Here is a 14,300-nt window from a genome sequence, read left to right as displayed (position 1 = left end):
ATCCCCAGCCCGAGTACCTGAACCGGGACGGCCCCCATGCACGATGTGCCACGGCGGCCACCGTGCATCATTTATGAGATGGCAAGTGGTAGAGGTTGATCGACGCGTTGCAGGCGGGCCGATCCACTCATCATGACTAAGCAATGCCTCCCCGGTTCGCGCATGTGCTGTGAGACGGTGCCGCTGGAGTTCATGCCCTGAGGGTCGGCACCGCCCCGACCCTCAGTCCGGTGAATTTCGCGGCGTATCGGTGAGATTCATAGGTGTCGGCTCGGACTCTCCTCACAGACTGGCGTGATCTGTGCACTCCTGGGCAGCGCTGTCATGGGTGCGTGGGTTACCCCGACGTGCACCACGATCGACTGCAGTTCTCGTTCTGCGGCGCTGGCGATGGGCCGGAGTTGGTCAAGGATTTATCGAGTGCCAAAGCACGTCAATTCCGTGCTTCGGGGATGCTGCGCGAGCTGCACCTCATGAGTTGATTCGCTTGGTGCGCACCATCGTTGGACTCGGCAGGTCCGGCGACGCGCTGCGTTCAGGAAGGTAGCGGGACCCGACTCCGCACAGCACGCCCAGGACCGCGAACGTGACCGCGGCCGCGAGGAACAGCGCGCAGGCGTGAGCGGTGAAACTCGTCCCGGTGGCGGGTCCGGCGAGGGCGGCGAACAGCGCGACGCCGAGCGCGCCGCCGGTCTGCCTGCTGGTGTTGCTCGCCCCCGACGCGGCGCCGGGGGAGTCGGGCACCGCGTGCAGTGCGGCCGCGACGATCGCCGGTGTCAGGATCGCGAGCCCCGCACCCCAGACCGCCAACGAACACAGCAGCAGGACAGAGCCGCCGCCGGTGATCATGACGGCGATACCGGCGAACCCCACCGCGGACACCATGAGCCCGAGCGCACTGCCGCGCCACACCCCGATCCGCGCGATGAGCCTGCCCGCCGCTGCGCCCAGCAGCGGCAGCGGCAGCATCGCGGGCAACGTGGCGAAGCCCGCCGCCACGGGACTGAGCCCGCGCACATTCTGGAAAAGCTGTGTGAGCAGGAACAATCCGCCTAGTACGCACAGATTCATCACCCCGGACACCGCGCAGGCTGCCGCCAGCGCACGCCGGGCGCCGTGCGGGATGCGCAGCAGCGGATACCGGGCTCGCCGTTCCACGACGACGAACCAACAGGCGACTCCCGCCGCGATCGTGCCCAGCGATACCGCCAACCACGGCAACCGCGGGGCTTCGATGATCGCGCTCACCAGGCACGCGAGCCCGGTCACCAGCAGCGCCGCCCCACCCCAATCGACGGTGTTCGATCCAGGCGTCGTGGCGCGGGAACGGGCGAGCCCGAGCACAGGTATCAGCGCGAGAACGACCACGGGCACGCTGAGCCAGAACACCGCGCGCCACCCCGCGGCCTGGACCAGCAGCCCGCCGATCACCGGACCGGCGGGCAGGGCCGCACCGCCGGTCGCCGCCCACACACCCACCAGCCGATTTCTCGCGTTCTCGTCCCGGGCGTTGGCCACCAGCAGTGCGAGCGTGCCCGGCAGCATCAGCGCGGCGCCGGTGCCCTGCATCGCCCGCGCGGCGATCAGCACACCGATGGTCGGAGCCAGCGCGCATAGCACCGACGCGACACCGAAACCGGCCAGCCCGAGCAGCGCCACGCGGCGGTGACCGAGCCGGTCGCCGATCGCGCCCGAGCCCAGCAGCAACGCCGCCAACGGCACCGCGTAGGCATCGACCGTCCACGCCAGTCCGGAACCGTCCGCGTGCAGATCCGACCCGATCTGCGGGAGCGCGATATTGACCACCGTCACGTCCAACAGCACCAGGAAGTAGCCGCCGCACAACGCGAGAGTCAACGGCCATCGCACACGCTCAGCAGTCATGACCGCAGTGTGCGTCGCCAATACTTCACCGTGGGTCGAAGTATTTCGCGCCTAGCATCGGGGCATGTCCTCTATGCCGCACGACCCGCAGGGCGAGCCGGACATCGCCCGCCTGGCGTCCGCGTTCGCCGATCCGCGCCGCGCGCGCGTGCTCATCGCCCTGGCCGACGGCCGCGCGCTCCCGGCCGGGCGGCTCGCCGAGGAGGCCGGGGTGGCCGCCTCCACCATCAGCAACCATCTGTCCCTGCTGCTCGAGCACAAGCTCGTCACTGCCGATCAGCAAGGCCGCCACCGCTACTACCGGCTCGCCAGCGGCGAGGTCGAGGGCGTGCTGGAAGCGCTCGCGGCCCTCGCACCGCGCACCCCGATCACCTCACTGCGCGAACACACACGTGCCGCGGCCTTGCGCACCGCCCGCACCTGCTACCACCACCTGGCCGGACGTGCGGGCGTCGATCTGTTCGGTCAGCTCCTCGGGGCCGGATGGGTTACCGGAGGTGACGGCCTGCATCATCCCGCCAGCAGTAGTGATCGGCTCTCCGCACCCGGAAGAGGGACCGACTACCTGCTCACCTCCGCCGGCGCTGCCGCGCTGGCGGACTGGGGGATCGCGCCGCATCTGCTGTGCACCACCGCGCCGCTGCGCTACTGCGTCGACTGGACCGAACAGGCACACCACCTGTCCGGCCCGCTCGGCAGCGCGATCACCACCCGACTGTTCGCTCTCGACTGGATCGTTCGCGGCACCACCCCGCGCAGTATCCGCATCACCCCGCGCGGACGAGACGGGCTGAGCGCGTTGACCACACGCCCCGACACCGCACCCGCGACTCCGTAGAGTCGGGATGTGGACAAGGCGCCGCTGTATCGCAAGGACAACACGACCGCGCGGGGCTCACGTCCGCGCGGCGGTGAGTACCGGCATCGGCGCAACACCGCGCCGAGCGTGAAATCCGATGTGACACACCAGGGTATGGGGCGATCGACGCAACGCGGGCGAGATTACACACCGCTGTTCCGATTCCTGCTCTCGCGGGTCGGGTCGAACTGGGAGTCGACCGTGGCCGAGGCGCGATCCCGGCTCGATCACAGTGAGCCGATCTTCTGGCTTGTCGCGGTACGGGACTTCGATCGCCGAGACTACGTGCGGATCGGTGAGGCGAGCTATTACAGCGGGCTGTATGTCGACTCGGGCGGGATACTTCGCGTGGTGAATCCCGAGATCGACCACACGAGTCTGGAGCCCGCGTGCGCGTGCTGCACCCACACCTTCAACGGTGTTCGATTCACCAAGCCCGCACCGGGCTAGTCGCATCGCGTGGTGGCTAAGGTGCCGAAATACGCTTCATACCAACAATATTCGAAGGACGCACTCCCCGCCCCGACGATCTTCTCGACCGAACGCATGTCCACTGCGGGCAGATCACCCGAATCGGACTCGCTTGTCATGTCCTTCACCAGCTCAGTATCTCCGCGTGGGCCCTGACAAACGGGCAGAGGCGTCAAAAATGTTCGGCGACCGTCCCGTTCCGATGCGGGGTGTCGATCGATCGAATCGATTCCCGCGGTGCGGGATCCGCTCCGAACTCGTCTCCGGGCCGAAGAACTCTCCGCTACAACGATTCTCGCCAGGAACCTGGCCACGTCAGCGGCCCACCTATCAGGACGCCGATCCCGCACTGATCGCTGCGACCCTGCGCTGGTCGCAGGGGCGTCGGCCGTGAAACAAATACTGAGGCAACGATTCTGGGTGAGCGGCCCGCCGGTACGCCGCCGCGCGAGGGGATCACCGAGGACAATCACCGATTAGAGTTGGCGGTGACCTTCCACGTGACCCGCCGACTGGGCGTACCGGTGCGCGCCGAATTCAGCTGCCCGGATTCGCGCACCATCGTGATGCACATCGTGGCGGGCGAAGGAACGGGCAGCGTCGTCGAAACCCATGCCACCCCAATGGGTCCCGGCCCGGACGGCCAAGCCCGCACCGCAGTGGTGGAGACGACCATCGCGACCTCGGATCGTCCGGGATTCGGTTCGCACACCACGCGCTGTCGCTGCTGCGTCCGGCGATGAACCACGCCGCGAATCGATTGTGGCGCGATGATCTCGCCTACGCCGAGCGGCGCTACCGGCTGCGCACACAGCACCGGTAGAGCGGCGGCGGTCCCCTCGGGCGATGGTCCTGCCCGCGGGCTTCGGGCGGATCTCGTCCTATCGGCACCCGGACCCCTCGCGCATCGTTCGGTATGTCCACTCCGTGGGACGGACCGGACCCGCCTTTCGCTATCCCATTGGTTTTCGCTATATTCGCCTCCGCAGCTGGTTCGCCGGAGGTGGAGTCGAGGAGCCCCTGACCCCAACCCGAAGGCGTCGAAGTCCGACGGTGCGTTCGCGCGCCGGTGGGCGAGAGGGAACCCGGTGAGAATCCGGGACTGTCCCGCAGCGGTGAGTGGGAACGACAGCCGTCATTCGCACTGGGCGCCGGAAGTATGCCTGGGAAGCGACGGTCAGTAGGACCAGCCCCGGGCCTCGAGCGCCGGGGCCGACCCCATCGGGGTCGATGCCCACGAGTCCGAAGACCTGCCCGCTGTGCCGGATACGCCGTATCCGGCGGTCGTCGCCTCGTGGATTGGGCGTTGCGCCGAGTGGACCCGGGCACGGGAACGATGCTGCTGTGGGCTCGCTGGGTGTGCGCTCGTTATGGGTGGCGGTCACTGGCTGCTGAACCATGGAGTTCATTCGATGTCGAACCCTGAAAACACCTTCACCGCAACAGTGCTGGGGCTACCGCGTATCGGTCCGAACCGGGAGCTCAAGAAGGCGATCGAAGCGTACTGGGCCGGGCGCAGCGACGCCGCCGCCCTGCACGAGGTCGCCCGGAACCTGCGCACCACCGCGCTCACCGCCGCCCGTGATGCCGGGCTGGATTCGGTTCCGGTCGGCACGTTCTCGTACTACGACCAGGTCCTCGATACCGCGGTCCTGCTGGGCGCACTGCCCGAGCGGGTATCGGGTATCGCCGATGAACTGGACCGTTATTTCGCCGCCGCGCGCGGCAATGCCGAGGTCGCGCCGCTGGAAATGACCAAGTGGTTCGACACCAACTACCACTACCTGGTGCCGGAGTTGTCGGCGGCGACGCAGTTCTCGCTGCATCCAGACAAGCCGCTCGCGGAGCTGAAAGAGGCGCTGGCGCTCGGTATTCCGGCACGGCCGGTGGTGGTCGGGCCGATCACCTTCCTCAAGCTCGCCAAATCGGTCGACGGCAGCGATCTGCTCGACCTGCTGCCGAGCCTGCTGCCGCTGTACGAGCGACTGCTCGCGCTGCTGGCCGAGGCGGGGGCGAGCTGGGTGCAGATCGATGAGCCGAGTCTGGTCACCGACCTGTCCGCAGCCGAGCTGGCCGCGGTGCGCGACACCTATCAGCAACTGTCGCAGGCGAGTTCGCGGCCCTCGATCCTGGTGGCCACCTACTTCGGGCGAGTGGGGGAGGCGCTGCCCGCGCTCGCCGAGACCGGCATCGAGGGCATCGCGCTCGATCTGGTCGCCAGTGGTGACGCGGATGTGGCTGCGGCGCAGTCGATCACGAACAAGCTGATCGTGGCGGGCGTGGTCGACGGCCACAACATCTGGCGGGTGGATCCCGATCATGCGCTGCCGCGCCTGACCGGTCTGCGCGAAGCCGGTGTGAGCGTTGCCGTGTCGAGCTCCTGCTCGCTGCTGCACGTGCCGTACAGCCTCGCACCCGAGACCGATCTCGATGAGCGGCTGCGCAGCTGGCTGGCGTTCGGCGAAGAGAAGATCGCCGAAATCCGGGTGCTGGCAACCGCTCTCACCGACAGTGAGACCGCGGTCGCCGAGGCGCTCGCGGTCGCGCGCACCGCCGTGGCGGACCGCAAGGCCGATCCGCGCTTGCGGGTTGAATCGGTGCGCGAACGCCTGGCCGGTCTGGACGCGGACGCGATCAGCCGCACCCCGGCCGACGAACGCCGCACGGTGCAGCAGGAGCGGCTGAACCTGCCGCTGCTGCCGACCACCACCATCGGCTCCTACCCGCAGACCAGTCGCATCCGCATCGCCCGCGCCGAGCTGCGCAAGGGCGAGATCGACGCCGCCGAATACGACGCTCGCATGCGCGCCGAGATCGCCGAAGTCATTGCGCTGCAAGAGGAAATCGGACTCGACGTGCTGGTGCACGGTGAGCCCGAGCGCAACGACATGGTGCAGTACTTCGCCGAACAGCTCGACGGGTTCGCCGCCACGATCAACGGCTGGGTGCAGTCCTACGGCACCCGCTGCGTGCGCCCGCCGATCGTGTACGGCGATGTGGTGCGCCCGGAGGTGATGACCGTGCAGTGGATCACCTACGCGCAGTCGCTGACCAGCAAGCCGGTCAAGGGCATGCTGACGGGTCCGGTCACCATCCTGGCCTGGTCGTTCATTCGCGATGATCAGCCGCTGGCCGATACCGCCCGCCAGATCGCGCTCGCGATCCGTGACGAGACCGTCGATCTGGAGAGCGCCGGCATCGGCATCATCCAGGTCGACGAGCCCGCCCTGCGCGAGCTGCTCCCGCTGCGCAAAGCCGATCAGGCCGCGTATCTGGAGTGGGCGGTCGACGCGTTCCGCCTCTCGACCGCCGGCGTCGCGGACACCACCCAAATCCACACGCACCTGTGCTATTCGGAGTTCGGTGAGGTCATCGGCGCCATCGCGGGCCTGGACGCCGACGTCACCTCCATCGAGGCCGCCCGCTCGCATATGGAGGTCCTGGATGACCTCAACGCGGCCGGATTCGATCTCGGTGTGGGACCGGGTGTCTACGACATCCACTCCCCGCGCGTGCCCGGCACCGAGGAAATCGAGAAGTCGCTCGCCCTGGCTCTCAAAGCCGTTCCCGCCGAACGACTCTGGGTCAACCCGGACTGCGGTCTCAAAACCCGCCGCACCGATGAGGTGACCGCCTCGCTGCGCAACCTGGTCGCGGCGGCCAAGGCGCTGCGCTGATCGCGGCGTCGCACTGACACGGCCGGGGTGTTCCACCGCGCGGAACACCCCGGCCGATGGCCACAACCGTTCGGCTGGGGCCGATTTCGCGATACGCGTCGGTGAGCTAGGTGAGGTACACCGCCACACCGATGCACGCGGCACAGGCCAGCGTCAGCACTTGCAGTATGCGGTCACCCAGCACGATCTCTTCGGGTTCACCGGCGCCCGCCCCATCGATGTCGACCGCGTAGCGCAGGATGGCGATCGTGAAGGGAACCATCGAGATGGCGAACCAGGGGTTGTCCTTGTGATCGGCCTCGAATGCCCACAGCCCGTAGAAGATCACGACCGCCGTGCCCGACAGGGTCCAGACGAACCGTAGGTAGGTGGGCGTGTAGTACTGCAGCGACTTGCGAATCTTGGCGCCGGTGTCCAGGGCGATCTTCATCTCGGCGTAGCGCTTACCCGCGGCCATGAACAGCGAGCCGAACGCCGCGATCAGTAGGAACCATTGCGACAGCGCGATATTGGCCGCCGCGCCACCGGCGATCGCGCGCAGCAGGAAGCCCGACGAGACAATGCAGATGTCGAGCACCGCCTGATGCTTGAGCGCGAAGCAGTATGCGAGCTGGATGCCGACGTAGATCGCCATCACCACCGCCAGCTGCGCCGATGCCGCGAACGAGAGCAGGATCGAGCTGGTGAGCAGCACCACCGACAGCGCGTAGGCCAGATTCACCGGAACTACACCGGCCGCGATCGGCCGGTAGCGTTTGGTCGGATGCGCCCGGTCGGCCTCGACGTCGAGAGAGTCGTTGACCAGGTAGATGCCCGCGGCCGCCAGACAGAACACCACGAACGCGATACCGATGTGCAGATCGCGCGTGAGATCGGAGATGGCAAAGGTGTCGGTACCCGGAATCGTCCCCGCGGCCAGCGGTGCCGCCAAGACCAGGACATTCTTGACCCACTGACGTGGCCGCACCGCCTTGATCAGGCCACCGGCCAACGTCTTGGGTGGTCCGGCGAGGACGGCCTCGTCGAGTTCGATGGTCGTCGGTTCTTCGCTCATAACAACGTGACTGCTTCCCATGGAGGCGGACGAATCCCTTTGAGTAACTGGCACGGTGCATCGACGCCCTCGTTTGTGACCCCCGCGACACCGCCCCCGACATACTCCCAAACACCGCCCCTCGTGTCTCGGTCAAGCATCTCGCCGGAATTCCTCGCAGAGCGGTAAACCGCTGCAGCTTCCCGAGATTCAGGGTCCGGTGGGGTTGCCGAGCAGGGTCAGCACGACCAGTGGGATCGGCCTGTCGACTTTGGACTGGAAGTCCGCCAGCAGCGGGTTTTCAGCCAGCGCCCAGGCTGCGAACTCGTCGTATTCCGCACCTTCGAGCACCGTGCCGCGCGCCCGGTAGGTCTTGTCTCCGAGCTCGATTATGTCCTCGAATTAGGACAGTCACCGTCTTAGCTCGACGAGGAATTCACGCGGCGTATTCACAGGTGATCATCGGCGAGTGTGAAGGGGTCCTCGCCGGATTTGTAGAGGCACCATTCCTGCCAGAGGTTGTCCGGGTCGATGTCGCGATATCCCCGGGACTTGTTCACCTCGTGCTGGATTGACAGGGGCAACATCATGACCGGTGCGTTGTCGCGCGCGTCGAGGAGTTCGGCCTCGGTCAAATCCGTGACCTTGCGCTCTTCGAGGCTGATCAGCATGACAAGGAGCGTGGGAATGAAGGCGGGGACCACAGGATCATCGTCGCGAGTCTCCTGCCCCGATTCGGTGGGCTGATGGGTGTTCATCGCATATCCATTCTTTATGACGGCTGAGACAGCACTCGAAGCGCCGGCGGCCTGTCGGATGAGTGCCGGAAGGGCGGCGCTATCGGTCGAAGGTGACCGGAATGTCCATGCGCCACAAGGCTACTGTGCTGTCGCTGTACACCCAGGTCTTAGCGGTCAATTCTGCCGGAGAACCGACCCCGGATCGGCGCAGTGCCGCGGCCAGCCTTCGCGCGATGCTCTCGCATATCTCGGGCACCTTCGACAGCGGTATCTCCCACCAGTTGTCGTCTTCCCACCCGTCATCACTGAGCGCCCAGCCCTCGCTCGCCAGTTCGCTCGGATCATTCTCGGCGAACATCGAGGGCTCCATGCCGACCGCCAAGCGATTGATACCGATCTGATTCAGCTGCACCCCAACGGTTTCCGATGCGCGGATGTCCAGAATCGCGTCGGCGCCAATACCTTCGCGCAGCATGACGGCAAGATCCTCGGCGAACCGGTCCCACCGGCTCATGACCGCACGCCTGCCCACCGCATTGCGATCGGCAAGCCGCCGGACGGTTCGCGAAAACGTCCCCGGCTGCACGATCTGACACCATCGGTCGATCGCTTCGCTTCGCCGAGCAGCGAACTCCGCCTTGCGGATCACGACAAAGTCGTAGTCGTCGGAGAACGTGGGCAAAGAGACCAACGCGAACCCGAGCTCGCGCAGACTCTCCCCAGTGTATTCGAGGAACACCTCCAGTTGATCACCGGCATCCCAATCCCCGTACGCGGCAAGGAAATTGGGATGCCAGTCCCAGCGCGTACCCGCGGGATAGGACTCGAGCGACTCCAATGCGTCCCGCACGGACACGATGTCCCACTTGACGTCGAAGTTCGCCGACAACCGGTGGTCACCCAATGCCCGGGTCAGCTCACGCCGAGGATCGTCGGACGTCGAACGCACCCTGTCCGCGACCTCGGGAACATCCGAGGCCAGCAACGCCGCCAACGTGAGCATGTCCTCCCGCATGGATTCGATCGCCCCAACGTCGTTGTACTGCTGGTAGGCCGAAATCCAATTCTGCCCGTCCACGCCACCCCCTTCACCAAAAGCCTGCTGCCAGAACAATAGATACTCGAACCGGCCGACAGTCGTTGGTCGGATCTCGTTGATTCCGCGACAGATCCGAGGTGTGCTGTCGTCAGTTCTCCTGTTGTTGATCCGTCGTTGCTGTTCGGGTGCGTTCGGCTTGTGTGGCAATCAGTTTCGCGACCCCGGCCGGATCCAGGTCAGTAGTGTCGATGACGTGCGCTTCCTGGCTCTGCCAGGATCGAGCTGTCTCGTAGGTGTCGAGATGCTTCAGACGCCACTGGCGTGCGCCGGTTTCGGCGATGTCTCGCTCGATGCGGCGGGTGAGTTCGCTGCGGTCGGCGTGGAGGGCGATATGCAACACCGGTATGTCCGCGGCTTCGAACCCGCTGCGGATCTCGCGCCAGTATTGCTGAACGAGCACGGTCTGAGGGATAACGAGCAGGCCGCCGACATAGTCGAGGACTTGCGTCGCGGTAGCCACGACCAGCCCTCGCCAGGGGCGCCAGTCCTGAAAGTCGCGGACAGTTTCGGAGGTGAGGACGTGGCGAAGCATGACTCCGACTTCCTCGGTGTCGAAGATACGTGACCCAGGAATAAGCGCGGTCAATTCTGTTGCCGTGGTGGCCTTTCCGGCGCCGAAGGTTCCGTTCAGCCAGATGATCATGGCTGGAGGATATCGGGTGCGGAGAGCCGGCCTGGTCTGTGCTTCGAGGCGAGCCTGAAGCATTGCCTCAGATCACCGAAAGGCATGACTCATCCAACACACTCCTCTACCGCATGGCGCGCGGTTCACAGCGGTCACGACGCACTTCGATCGACGGCTCAAGCGTCAACGGAACGGGCTAACGCTTGAGTGGATCAACTCCGAGTTCGGATGAGGAACGGTGTATTGCCCTGCGACTATCGCGCTTCGGGGATGGGACCAGATACCGAGGCTCTCACACAAAACCAGCCCGTCTTCGCGATCGGACTTGAGCGCGAAACAGAGCTGCCTGTCGCGCGCTCGCGGACCCGCACCCGAAAACCTGGACATCTCCTCGGTCTGTGCCGCGTCCGCGGCATCGACGGTCAGGGGCGTGTAGGAGGCGTGCAGTTTCATTGCGGCTACGCCACCGAAGGTGATCTCGATACAGTCGGGTGTGTCGAACCCGGTGCTTCGCAGCACCAGCCGCGAATGACCTGGCCCGAGACGAAGAACCACGAACTTTCGGTCGAACCGTGCGGGAAGGTCCGAAGGCGGTGAAACATGTTGCGGCATAGACGAGCTCAATTTTCTCTGTGCTCTCGGTGATGATTTCGTAGCGGTCGAGGGTCAGAGGTATTCGTTGGGCCAGCATCCCGGCGGACGACTGCCTGATCCCGACCCACCGGCCAAGAACGCTCGACTAACGCACACCTACGCCGATACGTTCCAGACGTTGCCGATCGCTCGGAACAGCCACCCTCGAATACAGGCCACGAACCCCCGGAGGGCGCGGTCCACGGCGTTCGCGAGTGAACAACATGTCCATCGTCGGCCGACCCATCACCTCGGTGATCAGTTGATCTGTCCGATAGATCATTCGACGAGTCCACGCCACGCTCATCACGACAAAGGCGCACCCCGACAATGCCAGGACCGCCGCAGCCCCCATCACCGCCGGTGAGCCGATCACAGCGAGAAAAACCGTCAGCGAAATAGTCACCCCGACAACGAAACCGATGAGTCGAAATACCCGATTAAACCCGGTGTTCCTGTTGCCCGCCGCCGCGGCGGCATCGCCCGCTGCCGCGACCACATACGCGAGCGCGCCCTCCTGCTCGAAGGCTGACAAACCATCGAACGCGTCCCCGACCACCAGCACGATGCGCCGCTTGCTCCGACGCAACCGCAATCCGTTCACACACCACGGCGGCACACCGCCCGACTCGACGTCGGGAGCTCGCACACCGAGCCGCGCCGCGAGTTCCTCGCTGCGACGACCAATCTCATCCACATTCACCTGCACATGATCGGCCATACGAACGCGGATCGCATACCAGCGTCAAGGACCAGCCTGTTGCACCAACCGGCCGCATACCGCGCGGACCGAACGGCCGGCCCGGCACCCCGAAAGATCAGCGGGCTGAACACAGTCCGGTCGTCGGCAGTGCACGATGATCGCCTGAGCCCGCACCGATTTCCGGATGTCACTTCGCGTCCGCGTTGCCTGCTACCGAGTTGCGGACGAAACCTTAGCAACCATTGGCATGCATGGCTTTTCGTATTGCCTGACACAGCGGATAGTCCACTGCACCGGGTGGCAGGAGCTGGTCTGCTGCCTCGAGGACCTCGCGGCACAGGAAATCCACCGTTTCCGTTGGCAGGGTGTAATCGTCCTGTTCAGTGACTTGCCCTGCCCGCCAGAACAGGTAGATCGCGGCGCTATCGCTGGCGTCCAGCTCGAAATAACACAGGCCTCGAACCATCTCCATCCGATACATAGCGTCCAGATGATCGATCAGATCCATGCGCCAGGCGCGTCCATATAGTCCGACAACGACGTCCCACGGATCCAGACGGGGGTGCACCCCTGGGTGAGCTTCGAGCTGGGTGGACAACTCGGCTACTTTGGCCGAAACCTCCGACTCCGCCGGGTCGTTCAATCGGGCGAGGTCGCAGATGGCAGGCCAGTTCAAATCCAACCTCACCATTTCCTGCGCCAGCCGGGGCCATTCGTCGCCGATCACGTGGCCATCGTCATCCAGCCTGGACAGGGCGTGAATGATTTGAGCGTTACCGACAGCCGACACGTGGCGAGGATAGCGACCTCGTTCGATTGGTGCGTTGCGGCCCAACACCGGCTTGGTCGGATTGTGGCCCGGTTCGAGGTGGCCGCAAAGCATGCCGTTGGGCTGGAGACGTCCGCTCGTGCCGAGTTGAGGACATGACCCATCTATCGACTGTTGGGCGACCCGGTAGATCAGCTGTTCGTGTGCGTTCGCGGGACCTTCGCGATTCGCCGATGTCAGATGGTGGGGACTGCCTGAGGTTTCGAGGTGATTGTGGACAATGCAAGTCTGGCATGTGAGAGGTGTTGACCAACCGCCTGCTATACGGATTACGGTGAAGAGACAGAACCGCCCGGACTGCGCTACAACGGACCCTCCCTTCGCGCTCGACCACGCTGGGCAACACGAGATTGCGAAGGCTGGCCATGTCCTCCACCCAGATATTGAACTCTGCCGAATCAGCCGGCCAGATAGCCGTTATCGTGGTGGCTTTTGTCGGAGTTCTGCTCGCCGCCCGAAGGGTGATGGTTGCCGTCCGTGCCCGGTTGAGCGCGGACTACCACCACGAGCGAACCACTGAGCAGCAAGCCGAACACGAGCGGTACGCACGCACGTGGGGCGATAGCCAGCGCTAGCCGTCCAGGACATCAGCTGATCCGAACGCACTATCCAGAAGCTATTCACGATCGCTGACCGCCACACTCTCATGCCGCAGGCCGTTCTGACCGAACCGGTCAGCGAGGGGCGGTGAAAGATCAACTGGCCGAGGCGATCTGGAGCTGTCCGAACGTGCTGAACTGCGGATGAGCGTGCAGGAAACTGGATCTACGGCGCGGCCCTCGGTTCAGAGGAGAGACTCCAGCACGACTTCGCAGAAAGCGCGATCGACCACACCCGGTGGTATGAGTCGGTCGGCCTCAGCTACCAAGGCAATCGCTCGTTCGGTGATGCCGAGGCCGGAGTAACCCGCCAGCTCGTGAATCGCCATCCCTTCGAAGAGAAGCTCCCTGGTACGGGCGGGTGCGGTGTCTCGACGAAGGTCCATCCACACAAGGTCCATTCGATCTGCCACCTCGAATTCGCTGTCCAGAACACCGAGCGTGTACGAGCGCGCGATGATCCCGCAGGCGGTGCTCCAGAAATCCAGGTGTGGGAACTCGCCGATATCCCGCGCGGTCTGTTCGGCCAGACACCGCACGGCCTCTGCGAGGATGGGGTACTCAACCGTACTCATGGCGGCCATTTCGACCGCAGCGGGCCAGTCTCCCCCGAGTGCGACGACAGGTTTGGCGATATCGATCCATTCCGCGAGATCGGGACAGTGCTCCAACGGCGAAGTCGCCAGGGCATGAACAACCTGCGCCAATCCGATCCTGCTCACACCAGACCCCAACGGTCGCTCTCCGTCGCCGTTGAGACCAGCCGCGCCATGCCACTAGATTCAGCACACATCCGCAATGTCCGTCCCTTGGAAGTTCCTCATGCCTCGCCGCTCACCGGGTGAGATCAGATCACGGCTATCGCGACGTATCGCGCACGCCCATCGTCCAGTTGAACACCGGCGGCCTCCTGTCATCAGGCGTCTGTCGTCCGCTGCGAATCGCCAGATCGCCGATTTCGAACGCTCCAATGGCTTGCGCCCGGGGTCAGTCGCCCACGCCTTCCGGCGATGGGCCGACACGGGCCGGCGCCCACGTCGAGACCTGGCACCCGACTACAGACATGACGAGACGGACCTACGCAGTGGCGATTACCACGTCAGGACACTTTTAGAGCGTGTCCTCGATATCCTGCGGCCTCGAGCCCA

At 65.0% G+C, this 14,300-nt stretch carries 12 protein-coding genes, 2 pseudogenes and 1 riboswitch; of the genes and pseudogenes, 4 read left to right on the top strand and 10 right to left on the bottom strand.

What is annotated here, in order from left to right:
• Window positions 1-471: 471 nt before the first annotated feature.
• Window positions 472-1,884 carry an MFS transporter gene (locus ACFC0O_RS18280; RefSeq protein WP_375959203.1) on the bottom strand — a complete coding sequence of 471 codons (1,413 nt, stop codon included), beginning with the start codon at window positions 1,882-1,884 and terminating at the stop codon, window positions 472-474.
• Window positions 1,885-1,948: 64 nt separating this feature from the next.
• On the opposite strand from ACFC0O_RS18280, the gene ACFC0O_RS18275 reads away from it, so the two are divergent.
• From ACFC0O_RS18275 to metE, 4 genes and pseudogenes are all read left to right on the top strand, one after another.
• Window positions 1,949-2,722 carry an ArsR/SmtB family transcription factor gene (locus tag ACFC0O_RS18275; RefSeq protein ID WP_375959201.1) on the top strand — a complete coding sequence of 258 codons (774 nt, stop codon included), beginning with the start codon at window positions 1,949-1,951 and terminating at the stop codon, window positions 2,720-2,722.
• A gap of 9 nt (window positions 2,723-2,731) precedes the next feature.
• Window positions 2,732-3,193: a hypothetical protein gene (locus ACFC0O_RS18270; protein ID WP_375959199.1), complete on the top strand. Its 462-nt coding sequence runs from the start codon at window positions 2,732-2,734 to the stop codon at window positions 3,191-3,193.
• A 479-nt stretch (window positions 3,194-3,672) separates the two neighbouring features.
• Window positions 3,673-4,037 (top strand): annotated as a pseudogene (locus tag ACFC0O_RS18265) (DUF5914 domain-containing protein); the annotation flags it as partial.
• Window positions 4,038-4,252: 215 nt separating this feature from the next.
• Window positions 4,253-4,487: riboswitch (cobalamin riboswitch) on the top strand.
• Window positions 4,488-4,626: 139 nt separating this feature from the next.
• On the top strand, window positions 4,627-6,891 hold the full coding sequence (gene metE / locus ACFC0O_RS18260) for a 5-methyltetrahydropteroyltriglutamate--homocysteine S-methyltransferase (protein WP_375959197.1): 2,265 nt from the start codon (window positions 4,627-4,629) through the stop codon (window positions 6,889-6,891).
• Between the two features lie 106 nt (window positions 6,892-6,997).
• Here the strand turns inward: metE and ACFC0O_RS18255 are convergent, their stop codons facing one another.
• The 9 genes and pseudogenes from ACFC0O_RS18255 to ACFC0O_RS18215 all read right to left on the bottom strand — a co-directional run bounded on the left by ACFC0O_RS18255 (window position 6,998) and on the right by ACFC0O_RS18215 (window position 13,736).
• Window positions 6,998-7,945, bottom strand: coding sequence for a decaprenyl-phosphate phosphoribosyltransferase (locus ACFC0O_RS18255; RefSeq protein WP_375959195.1), 948 nt, complete (start codon window positions 7,943-7,945; stop codon window positions 6,998-7,000).
• Window positions 7,946-8,134: 189 nt separating this feature from the next.
• Window positions 8,135-8,314: pseudogene (locus ACFC0O_RS18250) on the bottom strand (nitroreductase family deazaflavin-dependent oxidoreductase); the annotation flags it as partial.
• 59 nt (window positions 8,315-8,373) lie between these two features.
• Complete coding sequence (locus ACFC0O_RS18245) at window positions 8,374-8,682, bottom strand: hypothetical protein (protein WP_375959193.1); 309 nt, start codon at window positions 8,680-8,682, stop codon at window positions 8,374-8,376.
• Between the two features lie 79 nt (window positions 8,683-8,761).
• A complete protein-coding gene (locus tag ACFC0O_RS18240; protein ID WP_375959191.1) occupies window positions 8,762-9,778 on the bottom strand; it encodes a hypothetical protein in 1,017 nt (338 codons plus the stop codon).
• A 73-nt stretch (window positions 9,779-9,851) separates the two neighbouring features.
• Complete coding sequence (locus tag ACFC0O_RS18235; RefSeq protein WP_375959189.1) at window positions 9,852-10,406, bottom strand: ATP-binding protein; 555 nt, start codon at window positions 10,404-10,406, stop codon at window positions 9,852-9,854.
• A gap of 721 nt (window positions 10,407-11,127) precedes the next feature.
• Window positions 11,128-11,742 (bottom strand): hypothetical protein, encoded by a 615-nt coding sequence (locus tag ACFC0O_RS18230; protein ID WP_375959187.1) that lies wholly within the window; start codon window positions 11,740-11,742, stop codon window positions 11,128-11,130.
• A 214-nt stretch (window positions 11,743-11,956) separates the two neighbouring features.
• The gene (locus ACFC0O_RS18225) at window positions 11,957-12,514 is read right to left on the bottom strand and encodes a hypothetical protein (protein WP_375959185.1); all 558 of its coding nucleotides are present in this window, start codon (window positions 12,512-12,514) and stop codon (window positions 11,957-11,959) included.
• A gap of 437 nt (window positions 12,515-12,951) precedes the next feature.
• A complete protein-coding gene (locus ACFC0O_RS18220; protein WP_375959183.1) occupies window positions 12,952-13,089 on the bottom strand; it encodes a hypothetical protein in 138 nt (45 codons plus the stop codon).
• Window positions 13,090-13,337: 248 nt separating this feature from the next.
• Window positions 13,338-13,736, bottom strand: coding sequence for a hypothetical protein (locus tag ACFC0O_RS18215; RefSeq protein ID WP_375959181.1), 399 nt, complete (start codon window positions 13,734-13,736; stop codon window positions 13,338-13,340).
• Window positions 13,737-14,300: the final 564 nt, after the last annotated feature.

This window comes from Nocardia sp. NPDC056100 (assembly GCF_042266325.1).
Lineage (GTDB): Bacteria > Actinomycetota > Actinomycetes > Mycobacteriales > Mycobacteriaceae > Nocardia.
This window is presented reverse-complemented; position numbering and strand designations above follow the sequence as displayed.

Bases quoted from the DNA above. Each gene is read 5' to 3' on its own strand.
- ACFC0O_RS18280 (WP_375959203.1), bottom strand. From the start codon at position 1,884: ATGACTGCTGAGCGTGTGCGATGGCCGTTGACTCTCGCGTTGTGCGGC.
- ACFC0O_RS18275 (WP_375959201.1), top strand. From the start codon at position 1,949: ATGTCCTCTATGCCGCACGACCCGCAGGGCGAGCCGGACATCGCCCGC.
- metE (WP_375959197.1), top strand. From the start codon at position 4,627: ATGTCGAACCCTGAAAACACCTTCACCGCAACAGTGCTGGGGCTACCG.
- ACFC0O_RS18255 (WP_375959195.1), bottom strand. From the start codon at position 7,945: ATGAGCGAAGAACCGACGACCATCGAACTCGACGAGGCCGTCCTCGCC.
- ACFC0O_RS18245 (WP_375959193.1), bottom strand. From the start codon at position 8,682: ATGAACACCCATCAGCCCACCGAATCGGGGCAGGAGACTCGCGACGAT.
- ACFC0O_RS18235 (WP_375959189.1), bottom strand. From the start codon at position 10,406: ATGATCATCTGGCTGAACGGAACCTTCGGCGCCGGAAAGGCCACCACG.
- ACFC0O_RS18230 (WP_375959187.1), bottom strand. From the start codon at position 11,742: ATGGCCGATCATGTGCAGGTGAATGTGGATGAGATTGGTCGTCGCAGC.
- ACFC0O_RS18215 (WP_375959181.1), bottom strand. From the start codon at position 13,736: ATGGCCGCCATGAGTACGGTTGAGTACCCCATCCTCGCAGAGGCCGTG.